Genomic DNA, 18,513 nt, shown 5'->3' with positions numbered 1-18,513 from the left:
TTCTGCGGAAGACGGCTCTTACTTGTAGCAATTATTCTGCCCACCAGAGGGCATCGTCTGGTTTTTTTGCGATCGACGCGACTTCTTTTTCACTCGATACAGTCGGATGCGATCCTTTAAGTGCTTTACCGGCTGTATTTTTAAAGAGGAAGAAGAACGTGACGAACCCGATGACGCTGACTGCTGTTAAATAGAAAGCAGGAGCGAGCGGATTTTGCGTCTCATGGACGAGCCAAGTCGAAACGAGTGGCGTCGTTCCACCGAAGATCGAGACCGAGACATTGAACGTCACGGATAGTGTCCGGTAGCGGACATCCGTATAGAAGATACTTGGTAGCAGACTTGGCATCGTTCCTTCAAAGATCGCCAAGAAGAATCCGAGGATGAAGATTCCGATTCCGACGAACAAGAGTGGTTTAAGACCAATCAAGAAGAACGACAGGATCGAAAGCAACGATAGTCCTGCTAACGCGAATAGGACGATATTGCGATTGCCTTTTTTATCACTTAGTTTTCCGAAGAAATAAGCGAGTGGAATCATGATCACCATGACACCGGTGATGAGAATCGTACTTGTCGAACTTGACATGCCGATGACTTCATCGAGGTACGATGGCATGTAGGACAAGAGCATATAGTTCGTAATGTTGAAGAAGGCGACAGCGATGAAACAAACGATGATATCACGTTTGTGGTCACGCAGGATTTCGCGGAATGTCGCGGGTTCTTCTGTATTTTCATTGATCTCATTTTCGAAGATCGGTGATTCATCCAAGTGACGACGTAAATAGAGACCAAATAAACCGAGTGGTGCCCCAAGAATGAAGGGAATTCGCCATCCCCAAGATGCCATTTGATCATCCGATAAGGTGACGAAAAGTGTTGTAGCAAGTAATGAGGCGAGAATATATCCACCGAGTGTACCGATTTCAAGTCCACTTCCGAGAGCACTTCGTTTGTTATCAGGTGACGACTCGGCAATGTAGACCATTGCACCGGCGTATTCACCGCCAGTCGAGAATCCTTGTAAAATACGGGCTAACAATAACAGAATCGGTGCCCAAATTCCGATTTGATCATAGGTCGGTAATAGTCCAATGATGAGCGTCGAACCAGCCATCATGACGATCGTCGTCGTTAAGACGACCTTCCGCCCGAGTCGATCTCCAATTCGTCCAAAGACGATTCCGCCGATTGGTCGCATTAAAAAAGCGATCGCAAAGGTCGCAAATGTAAAGACGAGCTTCAGTTCATCATTTTCAACAGCGCTAAAGAAGTTTTGACTGATGATGATTGCGAGATAGGAATAAAGACCAAAATCGAACCATTCCATCGCATTCCCAATTCCGGTCGCGTAGACACTTTTTTTGGTTTGCTTCATGTCAACGACATTGACTTTTTCTTTTCTGAATTTCATAAGTTCTGTTCACTCCCTTTAATAAGTTCGTATCGTACCATAGCAGGAAATGAAGTCAAGTTGCTAATGTGCTTAACCACTTGAAAATGATTGAAAATGGCTCTGTGCCTGGAGTTGTCAAACCGTTGCGACTCTAAGGACGAACAAAGGTGTGCATTTTTTATGAAAAAAATTGAAAATTTTTTGGGTGTTTTCATAAATTCGAAATAATTTTCATGTGTTTTCACAACGAAAAAATCAGTAATCCGTCTTTAGGATGAGGGAAATAAAACTATATTTTGGTAATTTTAAAATGAGGGTGGAAAGTAAAGGAGAATGCTTATGAAAAAGAGATGGATCGCCATTATATGTCTTGGGCTCATTGTAGTCGTCGGTGGTTGGTATGCTGGATTTCAAGAATCGAAGGTATCCAGTTTTCCAGTGCCACGATTTGCTACGGCAGTTGAAAAACAAGGCGAGTGGAAAATCAAAACGCGTCTTGTCTCGGAAACCGATGGACCGGGTCTACTCTATGGAACTCGGATTCGCCAAGCCGGTTGGAAAGAGCTCGATCGTGAAGGAGCGACAGCATGGTATGAAAAAGACAGGAAAGTGATTGCCTTGACGACGTTTGATGGGGAACTGTATCTCGAAAATTCGAGTAAAGAAGAGATCGGTATTTAAAGTATGCGATTATTTGTAAAATGGAACGGATGGAGTCTGTTTTTCGCTTTGATTCTCTTTCTTCCTGTTGAGATGACATTAAACATTGAACGTATTATCCGCATAACGGGAACATCATATCAGTTTTTTTACCTAATGGATTTTCTATAATCACGGTGTGTATGATCCTATTCTTTACACCTATTCGTCTGATGCAGGGGATAATAGTTCGAAGTCGACTTACTTGGTCGTTTTCCTTTAGTTAGATACCGTATTTTGTCTTCATGTCGTATGCATTGAGTCAGTGGTTCCCAGTCATGTATCCTACTGATTTTCCGAGCCCAGTTCTTGGCTTATTATTGATTGTCGTTTTAGCGATTTATCCGTTTTGTATATTAATTTTAGTTAGTTTCTTAAAAGAAAAAGCGAAATCCGATGCAACGTCTTCAGTAAAATGAAGACGATCATCAGACTTCGCTTTTTTACTTTTTTCGTTTGTTAAAGATATAGTCCGTTTGCCTGAACGACGAATTGTGAATGTTCATAGTGGTATGTGATGACGGAATAGTCGAACGGACGACCGTTCGTCAAATGAAATACTGTCTCAATCGTTAATCCAGGATCGCCCTCGGTGAGCCCCAGATGACGAGCCGACTCAGCGCTTAACTTCCCGACGTGCATATACATATCCGAGAACCCAATATTCAATTGGAGTGCCGTCTCTAAGTATTCGAAGATCGACTGCTCGACGATTTCACGATTTAAGTACGAAACAATTGATTGACGATAGTAAGACTCTTCGAGACAGAGGATCTTGCCGTCGATGTAGCGGATTCGCTTGACGTAATAAATCGTCTCACCTGCCTCGATCCCGAGATTCTTCGCGATGTTATCGGTTGCAGCAATTGATTCGAGTGCGAGAACGGTCGACTCGATCGTATGACCGACGAAATTCTGCTTGAATCCTTGGGTCGAGAACAGGCGAATGTAGCCAGTCCGATTCGTCTTCCGGACAAAAATCCCGCTTCCACGGACTTGAAAGATGATTCCTTTTCGTTCAAGTAACTCAAGTGATTTTGTCATCGTCGTCTTACTGACAGCGAACTGCCGGATCAACTCTTCGAGAATCGGGAGTTTGTCCCCTTGTTTCAACTGATGTTGTTCTATGTACCGTTCGATTTCATCGGCTGTCTGTTGGTATTTCAGCATAGGACACCTTCTTTTCTTGCGAACTTTTTTCTTTCTTCAGTATAGCATAAGCCATTTCTTGATTAATAACATGGTAAATTTAATTATTTATGTATTGATTAATTGTGCATGTACAATTAAAATGAAAGGGTATTCAACGCGTCATATTCAGGGGAGGTACACCATATGGGCAAGGTTCGCGATTATCAACAATTGGCGCACGCGATTTTAGAAGCGGTTGGAGGAGAAGAGAATATCATCAGTGCTGTTCGATGCGCTACACGACTTCGTCTTGTCTTAAAACGTTCAGATCCAGTAGCCAAAGAAACGGTCAGTGCATTACCTGGCGTCATTACGGTCGTTGAGTCTGGCGGGCAATTTCAAATCGTCATTGGTCAACACGTTGGAGAAGTCCATCAAGAATTTGTGAAACTCGTCGATCTAGAGCAACCGGACACGGAAGAGGCACCGAAAGGGACGGTCCTTAACCGAATTATAGCGACGATGTCAGCGGTCTTTGCACCGTTCGTCTACATCTTAGCTGCAGCGGGGATTCTGCAGGGAACTCTGATTTTGACGACGCTCGCTTTTCCAGCATTCGCGAAGACAGGTACTTATGAAGTCTTCAGCTTCATCTCATGGGCACCGTTTACGTTCTTGCCGATTTTCATTGCCATCACGGCAGCAAATCATTTTAAGGTCAATGCCTTCATTGCGGTCGCCTGTAGTGCGGCACTGGTCAGTCCAACATGGGCAGATATCGCAGCACGCATCACGGCTGGTGAATCCATCACGTTTTTAGGAATCGCTTTATCCGGGACAACGTATACGTCATCGGTCTTACCGCCATTGTTCCTCGTCTGGATTCTGTCTTATGTCGAGCGATTCCTGAACAAGACGATCCATGAAGTCGTCCGTCCGTTGTTCGTCCCATTCTTCAGCATGGTGTTGATGGTGCCGCTTACGATTCTCTTGATCGGACCGATCACGACACTGGGTGCAGAGGGGATCGCAAACGGGTATAACTACTTAGCAGAGAATACTCCTGCGGTTGCTGGTCTCATCATCGGTGGCTTCTGGCAAGTCATCGTCATCTTCGGTGTCCACTGGGGTGTCACGCCGATGGTGCTCGCGAACTTCGAACAATATGGTCGCGACTCGTTCCAGGCCTACCAAACGATTGCCGTCATCGCACAAATCGGTGCCGTCATCGGAGTCATCTTGAAAGCACGCAACAAAGAAACGAAAAAAGTCGGAGTCTCGGCCGGACTGACAGGTATCTTCGGTATCACGGAACCGGCTATCTATGGGGTGACGCTCCGCTTTAAGAAACCGTTCATCTATGGCTGTATCTCCGGAGCAATCGGCGCTGTCACGGCTAGTTTCTTTAAACCATATTACTTTGCCTACGCCGGATTACCGGGACCATTGACGCTCGTCAACGGCATCGACTCCGACTATCCATCGTCGATCATCGGCTTATTGATCGGAACGGTAATTGCCTTGATTCTACCGATCGTCTTGATTCAAGTGTTCGGCTTCGGGGAGCAGGCTGCTCCGGTCGTAGCACCTGCAAGTACAGCGACACCAGTTGCAAAACAAGAAGTCAGCGCAACTCTGACAAATGAAGAGACGCTTCGCGCACCACTTGAAGGAACGATTGTTGCCTTATTGGATGTACCGGATCCTGTATTTGCTTCCGGTGCGATGGGACAAGGGGTAGCGATTCGTCCGACGAACAACCGGGTCACGGCTCCGTTTGACGGTACTGTCGTCATGGTCGCCCCATCAGGTCACGCGATCGGATTACGCTCGACGAGTGGTGTCGAAGTCTTGATCCATATCGGTCTTGAGACCGTGACGCTCGACGGTAAACCGTTTACGCTTCACGTCAAAGAAGGCGAATCCGTGACGACAGGCGAGCTCCTCGTAACGTTTGATGCGACAGCGATTGAAGCGAATGGACTCGAGACGATCACGCCAATCATCATTACGAACACGCAGAGTTATGCACAAATCCTACCGACGGACGAGACGGTCACGACGGCAAACACACAGATCTTGACGATCATCAAGTAAGAGAAATAGAAGGAGGACATGAAGATGAAGACATTACCAAATGATTTCCTATGGGGTGGTGCGTTAGCAGCGCATCAATTCGAAGGCGGCTGGAATGCTGGCGGAAAAGGACCGAGCGTCGTTGATATATTGACGGCAGGAGCACACGGTGTAGCACGGCGCATCACGGATCAGGTAGAGGAGAATGAATTCTATCCGAATCACGAGGCGATTGATTTTTATCACCGTTATAAAGAGGACATCGCCCTGTTCGCTGAGATGGGACTGAAATGTCTCCGGACGTCAATCGGGTGGAGTCGGATTTTCCCGAACGGAGACGAGGCAGAACCGAACGAAGAAGGACTGAAGTTTTATGATGACGTTTTCGACGAATTACTGAAATACGGCATCGAACCGATCATCACGCTGTCGCACTTTGAGATGCCGCTCCACCTCGCACGTGAATACGGTGGATTCCGCAACCGGAAAGTAGCGCTGTTCTTCGAAAAATTCGCGGAAGTCTGTTTCATGCGTTACAAAGACAAGGTCAAGTACTGGATGACGTTCAATGAAATTAACAACAAGATGGACGTCAGCAATCCACTGTTCCTCTGGACGAATTCAGGTGTCCTCCTCGACCCGAATGAGAACGCGATGGAAGTCATGTATCAAACGGGACACCATGAGTTACTCGCGAGTGCACTAGCTGTCGCGAAAGGGAAAGCGATCAACCCGGACTTCGAGATCGGAGCGATGGTTTCCCATGTACCGATCTATCCGTACTCATCGCACCCGGAAGATATTCTGCTTGCTGAGACATCGATGCGTCAGCGTTACTTCTTCCCGGATGTTCAAGTCCGTGGTTATTATCCGTCTTACGCATTGAATGAGTTCAAACGAGAAGGATATGACATTCCAATCTTAGACGGTGATGCGGAGATTCTTCGTAACGGAACGGTCGACTATCTCGGATTCAGTTACTACATGTCGACAACCGTCAAACATGATGCCGTCGTCAATAATACAGGTAACATCGTTAACGGTGGTCTCGCACAAGGTGTTGAGAATCCGTACATCCAGTCGAGTGACTGGGGCTGGGCGATTGATCCGGTTGGTCTTCGTTACGCGATGAATCGTCTCTATGACCGCTACCAGATTCCGTTGTTCATCGTCGAGAACGGCTTTGGTGCGATTGATACGATCGAAGATGGTCAGATCCATGACACGGCGCGAATCGATTACTTGCGTGCGCATATCGAAGCGTTCAAAGCAGCCGTCCTCGAAGATGGTGTTGAGTTGATTGGGTATACGCCGTGGGGCGTCATCGACATCGTCTCCTTTACGACAGGTGAGATGAAAAAACGCTACGGTATGATTTACGTCGACCGAGATAACGAAGGCAACGGATCAATGGAACGGATGAAAAAAGACTCGTTCAATTGGTACCGTCACGTCATCGAGACGAATGGTGCTGCGTTACACAGTTCAGAGACAGCAAAATGATGAAGCAAGGGGTAACGGAAAAATCCGTTGCCTCTTTTTTTTAAGGATTGGAATGAAAAAGAGACGAGGTATGCCACACTAAAGAAAAACGGAGGATAAATAGATGATCAAAAAACGATATGCTGATCGGTGTGACTGGGATCGTATCAAACAGCGACACTATGTTCAAGAGCAGGTCGAGAATGAAGTGTTTCAAGGGCAAGTGACGCTTCTTCAACTTATTGAAGTCGCTTCACCATTAGACGTCAAGTATGGCGACGAAACGATTCAAATCGCTGACGCTGGTTACGTTTGGATACAACAGTTTCCAAGTGATGCACATTATGCCGTGACCTCGATGTTTGATGCTTCAGGTCAGTTGGTGCAAACCTATATTGATATCTGCCTTCGTACTGGAATGGAAAACGGACGTGTCTACTGGGACGATCTATTTCTTGATCTGATTGTTTTGCCATCGGGAGAAGTCTTGTTAGTCGATGCGGACGAACTGGAAGTAGCACGGGAGCAAGGGACGGTCTCACAATCAGACTATGCGCTCGCTTGGGCAGAAGCAAAGCAAATCCAGAACCAACTACAAGACGGGTCTTTTCCGCTAGTCGCGCATGCAGAAGTGATGAAAAGGCAGTTAGAGCAGCAACTCAAGCAGGGAACCCCGCGCTGACGGGATTCCCTGCTTTTTAGGCATGTTGTTCTTCTTTCACTTCGTCCGTTGTAAAATACTGTTGCTTGTGCGGGAGGAGAACCAATCCGAGAAAACAGATTGTCACGATCACGAGGAGGCAGGCAAATAGAATCGTACTGAAGCGAATCGACCAAATATCGCCGAGTAGACCAATGCTGACGATCGCTAGAATCTGTAGCAGACTGACGCCGACACCGTAAAGACTCGTAAAGCGTCCCATCAAATGAAGCGGAATATTCATCTGTTGGAACGTCAGAAAACCGGTTCCTGCAAATGCGTGGAAACCTCCGAGCAACAAGAAACCAGTACAGACGATTGAAAACGAATTTGCACTTGCGTACAGCATATAACTGATAGCGACAAACGTATAGCCAATCGTCAGCATCGTCCGAACGGAAAGGGTTTTAGCGAAACGAGCAACGATCCAGCTACCGGCAACAGAACCAATCCCCGTCAGGCTCATGAGTAAGCCGTAGTCGGTTTCCGATAAGCCGATGCTTCGCTGTAAAAAGATGACTTCTTGTGTATCGAGTGCAAGCGTCGCAATCATCATTAGCATCGCGAGGATATATAATCCCGTCACGTAGCGTGCGCTTTTGCTGAACTGATAGACAAGCTGCCAATCGGACAGGATGTCTTGTAGTTGCATCCCTCGATTGACCAAAGCGGAAAAACGCGGCAACCGTATCAACAGAACCGCTGATCCGAGGAATGAGACGGCATTGAGCCAAATCGCAACGTCAGCAGAAGCGACATATAAGAGTCCACCAGCGAGAGCCGGATTAATTAAAAAAGCACCAGACGTGATCAGACTACGATAGGCATTAAACGACGTCCGATCGTTTTGCGGAACAAGCGTCGTGATGTAGGTCAACGATGCCGGTTCAACGACTGCTTTGATGATAGCTAAGGCAATCAAATCGATGTAAAGCAACGATAATGGTAGAAATGGCATGATACCAATTAAGAAAACACGCAACAAATCAGTCTGAATCAATAGTCGACGTAAGTCGGATCGGTCGACCCAACTTCCTGCGAACGACTTGATGACGAGAGAGACGACCGGACTGATGATCCACAGCGCAGCAACAGCGGATGCGGAGCCGGTTAAGCGATAAATATGAACGTTGATCGCAACAAGGTATATGAAGTCGCCAAACTGCGAGATACCGAGAGCACTTAGAAGCGTCCGTTCACGAGAAGACATGACAGCATCCTTTCTTACATCATTTTCCAATAGTATACCAGAAAATTCAGATAACGTTTTCATATATCTCTATACTTTTTAAGAAAGAGTGGGTATACTTGGAAAAAATCAAAGGAAGAAGGGTTCGATCATGTTAACGACCATCGATTTATATCAAGCTTTGCCTGTACTTGAAACGGAACGGCTCCGTTTGCGACCAGTTCGCACGGAAGATGCAGCAGATATCTATGCCTATACGAAAGATGAAGAGACAGCAAGATATGTCAGCTGGCATGCGCATAAAAGCCTCACGGATTCTGAACAATTCGTCGAACACATCCTTCGCCAATACGAACTAGGGAATCCGGCACCATGGGCAATCGAAGACAAAACGAGCGGACGGGTCATCGGAACGATTGATTTCATCAAAGTCTCGTTTGAGCAACACCAAGCAGAACTCGGTTATGCGCTGTCGCGCGACTTCTGGGGAAAGGGTTTGATACCTGAAGCAGCAGCGCGTCTTGTGCAGTACGGTTTCGAGACGCTCGGTCTTGAACGTATTCAAGCACGCTGTTTTGTTGCGAATGACGGATCAGCTCGTGTCATGGAAAAGATTGGCATGACATTTGAAGGCGTCTCTCGGAGTGCTTTGTACGTTAAAGAGCGTTTCTGGGATTTAAAGATTTATGCGATCACACGTAGTGATTATGAGGGAAGGTAAGAGATGGGTTCACGGCTAATGCATGCCTATATCGGACAATGATTGATTATGTTACTACCGTAAATTGAGCCTGCTCGATTCCTTCTAATAGAACGATATGAAGAACGAACGCATCCACTCAGCATAAGATGCGTTTTTTCTTTATTCATTTTTTAAAATTTTTAATTCAAAGCAAAATACTCGGAATAAGTTTAAATGTATGATATATTGGAAATAAGAAAAGTAAGGAAGTAAGGAATACAAGAAAAACACAGAAAGAAGGAAGTTTGTGATGGAGCTATCAAAGTTAACGTCAAAAGGACAAATCACCATCCCTAAAAAAATTCGGCAAGCCTTGCAAGTGGAGGTAGGAGATCGCGTGGCATTCATTGAGGAGGACGGGTTTGTCATCATGGCGAAAGCGGATTTGAAACAGCTGCATGACCTTCAAGATATATTGAGCGATGAGACGTTCAAGACGCTCATCCACAAAGCGAATCATCATTTGTAAAAAACAAATAAGGAGGAAATAACAGATGGATATGCGCGAAGTAGATTTACCAGGAATCGGACGGAAGTTCGAAGGCATCACGACACGAGGAGATAAGGTGGTCGTCATCGTCCATGACGACGGACGACGCGAAATGCATCATTATGATGACGATGATTTTGATGAGAGCATCTCGAGCGTGACGTTCAATGATGCAGAAGCTCGTCAGATGGCAGGAATTCTCGGAGGATTATCCTATAAGCCGAAGGATCTTGAAAAAATTGAACTGGCGTTTGATGATCTCGTCATCGAGTGGTTTAAAGTCGGTCAGGATTCAAAGGTCAACAATCGAACGATTGGGGAACTCGATGTCCGTAACCAATATGACATCTCGATCATTGCAGTGCTTAAACATGACCGTTCGAAATCGTTAAATCCTGGACCAGAAACGCGCCTTGAAGCGGGAGATACGATTGTCCTGTCAGGAGAACGTCAAAACGTCCGTCACATCACGAAAGCATTATTCTCAATCGAAGGAGGCGGATAATATATGGATCATCTCATATTTGAAGTCGGTACCGCGCTTATCTTAGTGGCGATCGCGGCAGTACTCGCGAACAGACTCAATTTCTCGATTATCCCATTTCTGATCATTCTCGGGATGATTGTTGGACCGCACGCTCCGACAATCGGGATACTAGACTTCAAGTTCATTGAAAGTGCTGAGTTCATCAGTTTCCTCGGGCGAATTGGCGTCCTGTTCCTCTTGTTCTATCTCGGACTCGAATTTTCGATCGGTAAGTTGATCCGGTCTGGAAAATCGATCGTCACGAGCGGAACGATCTATTTATCGATTAACTTTTCCGGTGGTCTCTTATACGGATTCATCGCCGGATTCCCACTCTATGAAGTGCTCGTCATCGCCGGGATCATCACGATCTCCTCGAGTGCGATTGTAGCGAAAGTCCTCGTTGATCTCCGCCGGACCGGTAACACGGAGACGGAATTGATTCTTGGAATCATTATGTTCGAGGACATCTTCCTCGCCGTCTACTTGTCTGTCTTATCGGGACTGCTTCTCGGTGGTGGGACGACGTTACTCGCGTCCCTTACCTCGATTTTGATCGCCCTCGGCTATATGTTGCTGTTCTTCATCGTCGCTCGGAAGGCAACACCGCTTTTGAATAAGATGCTGAAGATCGCTTCGGATGAAGTCTTCATCATCGTTGTCTTTGCTGCCTTGTTCTTCATCGCCGGATTCTCGGAAACGATTCATGTCGCAGAAGCAATTGGTGCCTTGTTGCTCGGTCTCGTTTTCTCGGAAACCGATCAAGGAGAGCGGATTGAACATCTTGTCGTACCGTTCCGTGACTTCTTCGGCGCCATCTTCTTCTTTAGTTTCGGATTGAGTATCGATCCGACGATGCTCTTAGATGCTGTCTGGCTCGCACTTGGTGCTGTCGTCATCACGATTGTCGGAAACTATGTCGCGGGAATGATTGCAGGACGCAAAGCAGGACTTTCGCATAAAGCTTCATCGAACATCGGCTTAACGATCGTCTCGCGGGGAGAATTCTCGATCATCGTCGCGAATCTCGGAATCGCTGGTGGATTGATGGACATCTTGTCCCCATTCTCGGCTCTGTATGTCTTGATTCTCGCGATTCTCGGACCACTGATGACGAAGGAATCGAAACGCATTTACAACGTCATGAATAAAATCTTCAAATGGACGGAACCAAAAGAGAAAAAGACAAAGAAAAATGCGTAATACGATGTAAACGAACAGCCAGTTCGGATTTCTCGAACTGGCTGTTGTTTTGTTTAAGTCAAGACATCATATGTCGCCATCAGGAATTGTCCCGATTGACGACTGCCCTTCAAGTGAAGTTTCGTTTCAACGGTTCCTTCTGGGAATAACGGGATACCCGTTCCGAGAATGACAGGGGCAATCGCGAGTTCGATTGAACTGACGCACTGTAACCGTAGCGCTTCTTGAATCAATTCGCCACCACCAACAAGCCAGACCTTGCCATCAATTGTCGGTGTGATCCGCTCAAGTAATTGATCGAGCGGTTCATCCGTATAGGTGACCGTCTCTGACGTTCGTTGCGTCCGGCTGTAAATATAACTTGGAATATCCGCGTATAGATACGTCTCGCTGAGTTGAAGGACTTCCTCATACGTTTTTCGACCCATGATGACGGCACCAATCTGTTCATAAAAAGCTTGGTAACCATTATCACCGTCTCCAGCAACAGCAAATAACCAGTCGAGTGAACCATCGTGTCTGGCAATTTTTCCATCAAGACTACAAGCGATATACAGTACGGTCGTAGAGTGAGACATTAAAATTCCTCCTTTAGATTTATCTGACTTCATCTTAGCGTATAATGACGACAAAAGATGTCGTCATTTGAGGAGGAACTGTATGAATACGAGACAATGGCGTTTGGTCCGTTTATTAAACCGGGGGGAACACTTTTCTGCACGTATGCTGGCGGAAGAATGTAAGGTATCGATCCGGACGATTCAACGAGACATGACGGTACTTGAAGCAAATGGTTATCCGATTTACAGTGAACCGGGTGTAGCCGGGGGCTACCGGATGCTGCCGCACCGGAACATGCCGCCACTCGTTTTGACAAATGAAGAGACGATTGTCTTGTTCATACTACTCGAATGGGTCGGTCAGATTCCAGATTTTCCGTTCGGGACGATCCGCCAGGAAGTCGCTGAACGCTATGCGAACGAGTTACCGAAGATGACGGAGCAACAGATTGTAAAATGGAAAGACCGCTTTCGCTTTCAAGCGGTCGATACACCACCGTCACCGCAAAATCCTGCGTTACTCGACCTTTTAGAGAGCGGACGTATGGGGAATATTCTCTATGAGACGACAAAAGGTAAAAAGTCGATCGTAGTGGATCCGATCGGCTTATCGTTCGAACACAATCGTTGGTATTTTTATGGACAGACTGACCGTGGATTTCGGCAGTTCCGTGTCGACCGAGTTCTAGGTGTATCGCTTCATGAGTTGCCAGCAACTGATTTGACCTTTTCTGATTTAGAAAAGAATATGACACATGTACCGATGACGACGGTGAAACTAGAATTAACTTCTTTAGGTGAACGAATGCTTGAAGGCATTTTACCTCCTCGTCGTGACCGAACATGGCAAATTCCGATTCGCGAGCTCACTTTTTTAGGACGACAATTGATGCGGATCGGTCCGGAAGTTCGAGTCATAGAACCGCAGGATCTCCGCGAACAATTGATTCGTCAAGCAGAAAAAATGATCGCTGTGCAACAGTCCAATAAGCCGTTCGGACAGAATTGATTAAAAAACTATGTTACGATATAGCTAGAAAGAAACAATAGAGGAAGGGGTCTTCCATGGAAACACTATCACTAATTTTATTGATGCTTGCGCTCATCTTACTGACGCAAGTCATCGGGCATTACATCCGTTTCATCCCAACGGCTTTGATTCAAATCATTGCCGGAACCGTCGCTGCACTCTTAATGAGCGGCTTGACGATTGAGGTCGAATCCGAGTGGTTCCTCTTATTATTCATTGCGCCATTACTTTACAACGATAGTTCTCATTTTCCGCGTGAAGATTTATGGCGGATGCGCACAGCGATCTTCGGTAATGCAATCATCCTCGTCTTATTGACGACGATCGTCGGAGGATACTTTATCAACTGGTTGATTCCGGTCATTCCAGTCGCTGCTGCGTTTGCCTTAGCCGCAATCTTATCGCCAACGGATCCAATTGCCGTCAACGGAATTGCAAAACGTGTCCAGATTCCAGAACAAATCTTGACACTCGTTCGCGGAGAATCGCTGATTAATGATGCATCGGGATTAGTTGCATTCAGTTACGCGGTTGCCGCTGTTGTCACGGGTTACTTCTCGATTCAGAGTGCGACAACAGAGTTCTTTTACATGTTCTTCGTTGGAGCCTTGATCGGATTGTTGATTTCGCTCACGATGAACTTTCTCAAGGTTCGCTTGCGTCGCGCCGGTATTGAAGACGTCGTTTTTTATGCCTTGTTGCAAATCTTGACGCCGTTCATCATTTTCTTCATCGCTGAAGAAGGGTTTCATGCGTCAGGCGTCATCGCCGTCGTCACAGGTGGTATCTTGCACGCCTTGATCAAAGAACGAACAGAAACGTTCTTTGCGCAAGAGCAGACGTTGACGGATAACATCTGGACGATGATTGCGTATACGCTAAACGGGATCATTTTCTTATTGCTCGGTTTGACATTGCCAGAAGCGACACGCGAGATTTTTGCGGATGACGCGATCAACAACTGGCGTCTCATGTTATATGTCATCGAAATCGGTTCATTCATTCTTGCGATCCGTCTCGTCTGGACGATGTTCTTCAATTGGTTCGATCATCGGTTCTTCAAAAAAGAGGACCGGGAACACCGTCGACCATCATTCAAGCAAGATTTGATTACGACACTAGTCGGAGTTCGCGGAACGATCACGATGGTCGGGGTGTTATCATTACCATTCCTGACGGAGTCCGGTGAAGCCTTCCCGGAACGCTCGTTGATCATCTTCCTTGCAGCGGGTGTCATCATCTATACGCTCGTTCTCGCGACGATTCTTTTACCGGTCTTGAACCGGGGCGAAGCGTCAACACCAATCGCACTCGACTTGAACGCTCAAAAACAACGGATGATTCGCCGGGCAATCTCAGAAATCAAACAAGTGACGGACGAAGACAATGCAGTCGTTGCGTTTGATCTCCTTAATGAATATCATGTCATGCTTCGGTTATTGCGAGCGCAGGAGAAGAGTCAGGAAGAACTAAACCAGTTCAATGATCAATTAAAAGCCCTACGTCTTGAAGCGGTTCAGTGGGAGAAGGAAGAATCGAAACGCTTCGTTGCTGAACATAAGGTACCGGATTTATTGAAGAAGGATGTCTTCCGCTCAATCGAAAACCGTCGTAAGGCGATCGGCAAAGATTCGCGCTTCCAGATCGTCCAACCGATTCGTAAATTGTGGTGGAAACGGAAACGATCGAATATGTCATCTGACGCATTGATTCAAATGACGCAAGTCGAGCATGAACTATATGAAAAGGTGATGGGCACAGTCATTGAACGTCTCGAGAATTGCCGCACGTCTTATCCGCCAGACGTCGTTCAAAGTGTGCTTGAGTTCTATAAGCGACTCCGCTTCAAACATACGCGCTGGTCGTCACCAATCGGTGGCAAGGACGTCGATCAACAAAAAGAAGAACTTTGCTTAAAAGCAATCGAAGTTCAGCGTCTTGAAATCGCCAATATGTCAAAAGAAGGCGATCTCTCGAAGGAAGAGGAGAAGGAGTTACGCCGCTTCATTCACTACATCGAGAGTGTCGTTCTCTACGAATACGTTGAATAATATTTATCAAAAGACAAGAAGAGCAATCTTTGAATGCTCTTCTTGTCTTTTTTTATAAAGTGACACGAGTATCTACTTCTGAAAAAATAAAGCGAGTAACCGTATGGGCATATGGATGGATTTGTTCAATAAAAAATTCCGCCTCTTGGAACGTTTGGAAATGTAACTTTAGCATGAAGCAAGAATCACCAGAAATTCGATAGCAAAAGTCAACGTTCGAAAGTTGCTGTATGTACTTTTTGAATCTATCATAGCGCCCTTCTTTAATGCTTGCTTCTACTAAGCATTCAATAGGGGAACCTAACTTTTCGTAATTTATTGTTAAACCATATCGTTTTATGAGTCCATAAGATTCCATTTGGCGGACTCTTTCTGTTACTGAAGGAGCTGATAAATTAATTCGTTTAGCTAATGAACGCATCGACAGTCGACTATCTTGAGCCAGTTCATTTAATATTTGTCGATCAATCATATCGATTTTCAAATGTAAATCCTCCTTCAAAATAAGTTATTGGATATAAAGTATTAGTTCGATATTTGTTTCAAATGAAATGTGATAATTTTTAATCATTATATAAAATTATTGTAGAAGGAGTGAATAAAATGACAAAAATACCTTTATCCCAAATAGGAGAAACACCATTTCAAAAATTACTAGGTCATAACCCTAAAATCTTATCCAGTTGGACAAGGTTAGAAAAAGATTTGATTGAAGAGGGAACCTTAAGTTTGGATGTGAAAGAACAAGTTAGAAGAACATTAGCACAATCAAATGGATGTGCATATTGCAAGGCAAAGGGAAAGCCAAAGAAAAACATGATGGATGAGAAAATGATTTTAGCAACTGGATTTGCAGATCTTTTTTTAAAGGTGAAAGGAAATATCCCTGATTCAATATTTTTACTCATGAATGAAACATTTACTATTCCAGAAATCAGCGAGTTATGTGCGTTCATTACGTTTTGTACAGCATCTCAATACTACGGAGCTATCATGAATTTACAGCCAATTGATAGTCCCTGATTTTACTTTTTTCTACACACTTTCATATTTTTTCTTTAGTGCATTCTGAACAGCCCATCTTTGATGTTCATGAAATAGATGTTTGATTGCATCAGCCGGATCGATCCATCCATTGTAAGACATGATCATCCTCGATCGGATCTTGTACTTTCTGCCCAGCATTGCAACGATAGAACTGCCCTTCGTTCAAATAATATGCCGTTTCATTTTGTGAATAGAAATGTTGATTGGCTCGTCCGATGAAATCAACGATTTCGACGTCCATCCCTGTTTCTTCTACTACCTCTCTTTTAAGACAGTCTTCATGCGACTCATAGTCCTCGATACCGCCACCTGGAAGAAACAACTTACCGTCCCTTTTTGAATGACGGCGATTTTACCTGTTTGAGAGTCACGCATGACCGCATAAACAGCAGGTCTCGTGATGTAGTGTTGGTTCTGTTCTCTCTGCCCGAAAGTGATAACATCCATTGTTTAATCACTCCTTTTCGTATAATCATTTGAATTCAATCATACCTTACAAATTGGTATGGAAGCATGCGTCATATAAAAACCCCTCATTTCACTCAAGAAATGAGGGGTGACCTTTGAATAAAGATCGTTCGTTTCAAACGAAATGTCTGATGGATTAACCGAGCGACAAGTATTTGACTTCGAGATAATCTTCGATGCCGTAGACGCCACCTTCACGACCAAGGCCACTCTCTTTATAGCCACCAAATGGAGCTTGTGCAGCAGATGGTGCGCCATCGTTCAGACCGACAATCCCGTATTCGAGTCGTTTTCCGAGCATCAATGCTTCATCGATGCGTTCAGAAAACGCGTAAGCTGCCAGTCCGTATGGTGTGTTGTTCGCCCGTTCGATGACTTCATCAAGCGTCTCAAAGACAGAGATCGGTGCGAGCGGACCAAACGTCTCTTCCTGCATGCAGAGCATATCTTCAGTGACATTCGCAAGCACGGTTGGAGTGACGAAGTAGCCGACGGATTCGTCAATCGTACCACCAGTCAGGATGGTTGCTCCTTTTGCGACAGCGTCATCGATGTGTGCTTTGACTTTTGCGACGGCTTTCGCATTGATTAATGGACCGACTGTCGAATCAGCGTCCATGCCGTTACCGACTTGTAATTGTTTGACGGCAGCTGTGAACTTTTCTGTGAATGCGTCAAGAACCGATGCTTGCACGTAGAAACGATTCGTTGCGACACACGCTTGACCACCGTTGCGGAATTTCGAGCGCATCGCACCTTCGACGGCTTTGTCGAGATCTGCGTTTTCAGTGACGATGAATGGCGCATGACCACCGAGTTCAAGTGACAATTTTTTCATCGTATCGGCTGCTTGGCGCATGATCAATTTCCCGACGGCTGTTGAACCTGTGAACGTGATTTTGCGAACACGGGAATCTGCTTGCCAGACGCCACTAATGGTTGCTGCATCACCTGTTAGCACGTTGATGACACCTTTGGGGATACCTGCTTCTTCTGCTAGTTCAACGAGGCGAAGTGCCGTAAACGGTGTCTCTTCCGATGGTTTAAGGACGATCGTACAACCCGCTGCAAGAGCCGGTGCGAGTTTACGTGTGATCATCGCTGCCGGGAAGTTCCACGGTGTGATTGCTGCAACGACACCAACCGGTTCTTTTTCGACGAACAGTCGCTTTCCTGGAACGGAAGCCGGAATCGTTTCACCGTAAATCCGACGTGCTTCTTCAGCGTACCAACGGACATATTGATTGCCGTAATCGACTTCACCGAGCGCTTCGACATACGGTTTCCCTTGTTCCGTCGTCATGATTCGGGCGAGTTCCTCGCGGTGTTCATTGATCAAGCGATACCAGGCGTCGACTAAATTCGCACGTATGTCTGCGGTTTCGTTTGACCACTTCACGAATGCTTCGCTCGCTGCATCAACGGAACGTTGTGCGTCTTCCGCTGAACTTGCCGGAACATGTCCGAGCAATGCTTTCGTTGCTGGGTCATAGACCGGAATCGTTTCTGACTTATCGTACCATTCCCCATTAATTAAGTTCTTTTCAATCATCTTGTTGCACCTCCGTGAATTTCGTTACGTTCTTTATTAAACACCTCAAGACGAGTGAACGGAAGTTCCGCTTTGGATGGACTGTCATAACGAAACGGAATGACTCAACAAAATAGTTAATCGACTGAATAATCGGGAACAGATACAATATATGGGGAATCAAAATGT

General features: G+C 45.7%; 18 protein-coding genes. 11 read left to right on the top strand and 7 right to left on the bottom strand.

Translation table 11 applies throughout. The features are described from left to right. Positions 1-31: 31 nt before the first annotated feature. A complete protein-coding gene (locus HZS85_RS05510) occupies positions 32-1,417 on the bottom strand; it encodes an MFS transporter (protein WP_214854173.1) in 1,386 nt (461 codons plus the stop codon). A 321-nt stretch (positions 1,418-1,738) separates the two neighbouring features. Here HZS85_RS05510 and HZS85_RS05505 point away from each other — a divergent pair, with 321 nt between their 5' ends. Further along, positions 1,739-2,080, top strand: a complete 342-nt coding sequence (locus HZS85_RS05505; protein ID WP_214854171.1) for a hypothetical protein — start codon at positions 1,739-1,741, stop codon at positions 2,078-2,080. Between the two features lie 477 nt (positions 2,081-2,557). On the opposite strand, the gene HZS85_RS05500 is transcribed toward HZS85_RS05505, so the two are convergent. Then, positions 2,558-3,268: a GntR family transcriptional regulator gene (locus HZS85_RS05500; RefSeq protein WP_214854169.1), complete on the bottom strand. Its 711-nt coding sequence runs from the start codon at positions 3,266-3,268 to the stop codon at positions 2,558-2,560. A gap of 165 nt (positions 3,269-3,433) precedes the next feature. On the opposite strand from HZS85_RS05500, the gene HZS85_RS05495 reads away from it, so the two are divergent. From HZS85_RS05495 to HZS85_RS05485, 3 genes are all read left to right on the top strand, one after another. Continuing rightward, positions 3,434-5,326, top strand: a complete 1,893-nt coding sequence (locus tag HZS85_RS05495) for a beta-glucoside-specific PTS transporter subunit IIABC (RefSeq protein ID WP_214854167.1) — start codon at positions 3,434-3,436, stop codon at positions 5,324-5,326. 24 nt (positions 5,327-5,350) lie between these two features. Next, a complete protein-coding gene (gene bglA / locus HZS85_RS05490) occupies positions 5,351-6,808 on the top strand; it encodes a 6-phospho-beta-glucosidase BglA (protein ID WP_214854165.1) in 1,458 nt (485 codons plus the stop codon). A 103-nt stretch (positions 6,809-6,911) separates the two neighbouring features. After that, entirely contained in the window at positions 6,912-7,469 is a 558-nt protein-coding gene (locus HZS85_RS05485; protein WP_214854163.1) for a ribonuclease FAU-1 family protein, read from the top strand. A 16-nt stretch (positions 7,470-7,485) separates the two neighbouring features. Here HZS85_RS05485 and HZS85_RS05480 read toward each other — a convergent pair whose 3' ends face one another. Further along, on the bottom strand, positions 7,486-8,697 hold the full coding sequence (locus HZS85_RS05480) for an MFS transporter (RefSeq protein ID WP_214854161.1): 1,212 nt from the start codon (positions 8,695-8,697) through the stop codon (positions 7,486-7,488). 130 nt (positions 8,698-8,827) lie between these two features. Here HZS85_RS05480 and HZS85_RS05475 point away from each other — a divergent pair, with 130 nt between their 5' ends. The 4 genes from HZS85_RS05475 (at position 8,828) to HZS85_RS05460 (ending at position 11,637) form a co-directional block, all read left to right on the top strand. Further along, positions 8,828-9,397 carry a GNAT family N-acetyltransferase gene (locus HZS85_RS05475; protein WP_214854160.1) on the top strand — a complete coding sequence of 190 codons (570 nt, stop codon included), beginning with the start codon at positions 8,828-8,830 and terminating at the stop codon, positions 9,395-9,397. A 271-nt stretch (positions 9,398-9,668) separates the two neighbouring features. Further along, positions 9,669-9,887 (top strand): AbrB/MazE/SpoVT family DNA-binding domain-containing protein, encoded by a 219-nt coding sequence (locus HZS85_RS05470; protein WP_214854158.1) that lies wholly within the window; start codon positions 9,669-9,671, stop codon positions 9,885-9,887. A gap of 25 nt (positions 9,888-9,912) precedes the next feature. After that, on the top strand, positions 9,913-10,413 hold the full coding sequence (locus HZS85_RS05465) for a cation:proton antiporter regulatory subunit (protein ID WP_023468484.1): 501 nt from the start codon (positions 9,913-9,915) through the stop codon (positions 10,411-10,413). 3 nt (positions 10,414-10,416) lie between these two features. Then, complete coding sequence (locus tag HZS85_RS05460; RefSeq protein ID WP_214854156.1) at positions 10,417-11,637, top strand: cation:proton antiporter; 1,221 nt, start codon at positions 10,417-10,419, stop codon at positions 11,635-11,637. 53 nt (positions 11,638-11,690) lie between these two features. Here HZS85_RS05460 and HZS85_RS05455 read toward each other — a convergent pair whose 3' ends face one another. After that, positions 11,691-12,215 carry a dihydrofolate reductase family protein gene (locus HZS85_RS05455; RefSeq protein ID WP_214854154.1) on the bottom strand — a complete coding sequence of 175 codons (525 nt, stop codon included), beginning with the start codon at positions 12,213-12,215 and terminating at the stop codon, positions 11,691-11,693. An 82-nt stretch (positions 12,216-12,297) separates the two neighbouring features. Here HZS85_RS05455 and HZS85_RS05450 point away from each other — a divergent pair, with 82 nt between their 5' ends. Together HZS85_RS05450 and HZS85_RS05445 are read left to right on the top strand one after the other, a co-directional pair. Further along, positions 12,298-13,206, top strand: a complete 909-nt coding sequence (locus HZS85_RS05450; protein ID WP_214854152.1) for a helix-turn-helix transcriptional regulator — start codon at positions 12,298-12,300, stop codon at positions 13,204-13,206. A 56-nt stretch (positions 13,207-13,262) separates the two neighbouring features. Further along, on the top strand, positions 13,263-15,278 hold the full coding sequence (locus tag HZS85_RS05445; RefSeq protein WP_214854149.1) for a Na+/H+ antiporter: 2,016 nt from the start codon (positions 13,263-13,265) through the stop codon (positions 15,276-15,278). A 52-nt stretch (positions 15,279-15,330) separates the two neighbouring features. On the opposite strand, the gene HZS85_RS05440 is transcribed toward HZS85_RS05445, so the two are convergent. Continuing rightward, positions 15,331-15,762, bottom strand: a complete 432-nt coding sequence (locus HZS85_RS05440; RefSeq protein ID WP_214854146.1) for an Lrp/AsnC family transcriptional regulator — start codon at positions 15,760-15,762, stop codon at positions 15,331-15,333. A gap of 119 nt (positions 15,763-15,881) precedes the next feature. Here HZS85_RS05440 and HZS85_RS05435 point away from each other — a divergent pair, with 119 nt between their 5' ends. Next, complete coding sequence (locus tag HZS85_RS05435; RefSeq protein WP_214854143.1) at positions 15,882-16,301, top strand: carboxymuconolactone decarboxylase family protein; 420 nt, start codon at positions 15,882-15,884, stop codon at positions 16,299-16,301. Positions 16,302-16,392: 91 nt separating this feature from the next. Here HZS85_RS05435 and HZS85_RS16750 read toward each other — a convergent pair whose 3' ends face one another. Together HZS85_RS16750 and HZS85_RS05425 are read right to left on the bottom strand one after the other, a co-directional pair. Continuing rightward, positions 16,393-16,647, bottom strand: coding sequence for an NUDIX domain-containing protein (locus HZS85_RS16750; protein WP_251137851.1), 255 nt, complete (start codon positions 16,645-16,647; stop codon positions 16,393-16,395). 282 nt (positions 16,648-16,929) lie between these two features. Further along, positions 16,930-18,345 carry an NAD-dependent succinate-semialdehyde dehydrogenase gene (locus tag HZS85_RS05425; RefSeq protein WP_035407615.1) on the bottom strand — a complete coding sequence of 472 codons (1,416 nt, stop codon included), beginning with the start codon at positions 18,343-18,345 and terminating at the stop codon, positions 16,930-16,932. Between the last annotated feature and the right edge of the window lie 168 nt (positions 18,346-18,513).

This window comes from Exiguobacterium sp. s130, assembly GCF_018619055.1.
GTDB lineage: Bacteria > Bacillota > Bacilli > Exiguobacteriales > Exiguobacteriaceae > Exiguobacterium_A.
Note: the sequence above shows the minus strand (reverse complement) of the source record. Positions and strands in the feature narration are given on the sequence as shown.

Excerpts from the sequence above, each read along its gene's own strand:
- HZS85_RS05450 (WP_214854152.1), top strand. The coding sequence starts at position 12,298 with ATGAATACGAGACAATGGCGTTTGGTCCGTTTATTAAACCGGGGGGAA.
- HZS85_RS05480 (WP_214854161.1), bottom strand. The coding sequence starts at position 8,697 with ATGTCTTCTCGTGAACGGACGCTTCTAAGTGCTCTCGGTATCTCGCAG.
- HZS85_RS05475 (WP_214854160.1), top strand. The coding sequence starts at position 8,828 with ATGTTAACGACCATCGATTTATATCAAGCTTTGCCTGTACTTGAAACG.
- HZS85_RS05485 (WP_214854163.1), top strand. The coding sequence starts at position 6,912 with ATGATCAAAAAACGATATGCTGATCGGTGTGACTGGGATCGTATCAAA.
- HZS85_RS05460 (WP_214854156.1), top strand. The coding sequence starts at position 10,417 with ATGGATCATCTCATATTTGAAGTCGGTACCGCGCTTATCTTAGTGGCG.
- bglA (WP_214854165.1), top strand. The coding sequence starts at position 5,351 with ATGAAGACATTACCAAATGATTTCCTATGGGGTGGTGCGTTAGCAGCG.
- HZS85_RS05465 (WP_023468484.1), top strand. The coding sequence starts at position 9,913 with ATGGATATGCGCGAAGTAGATTTACCAGGAATCGGACGGAAGTTCGAA.
- HZS85_RS05425 (WP_035407615.1), bottom strand. The coding sequence starts at position 18,345 with ATGATTGAAAAGAACTTAATTAATGGGGAATGGTACGATAAGTCAGAA.
- HZS85_RS05510 (WP_214854173.1), bottom strand. The coding sequence starts at position 1,417 with ATGAAATTCAGAAAAGAAAAAGTCAATGTCGTTGACATGAAGCAAACC.
- HZS85_RS05435 (WP_214854143.1), top strand. The coding sequence starts at position 15,882 with ATGACAAAAATACCTTTATCCCAAATAGGAGAAACACCATTTCAAAAA.
- HZS85_RS05455 (WP_214854154.1), bottom strand. The coding sequence starts at position 12,215 with ATGTCTCACTCTACGACCGTACTGTATATCGCTTGTAGTCTTGATGGA.
- HZS85_RS05445 (WP_214854149.1), top strand. The coding sequence starts at position 13,263 with ATGGAAACACTATCACTAATTTTATTGATGCTTGCGCTCATCTTACTG.
- HZS85_RS05470 (WP_214854158.1), top strand. The coding sequence starts at position 9,669 with ATGGAGCTATCAAAGTTAACGTCAAAAGGACAAATCACCATCCCTAAA.
- HZS85_RS05500 (WP_214854169.1), bottom strand. The coding sequence starts at position 3,268 with ATGCTGAAATACCAACAGACAGCCGATGAAATCGAACGGTACATAGAA.
- HZS85_RS05495 (WP_214854167.1), top strand. The coding sequence starts at position 3,434 with ATGGGCAAGGTTCGCGATTATCAACAATTGGCGCACGCGATTTTAGAA.
- HZS85_RS05505 (WP_214854171.1), top strand. The coding sequence starts at position 1,739 with ATGAAAAAGAGATGGATCGCCATTATATGTCTTGGGCTCATTGTAGTC.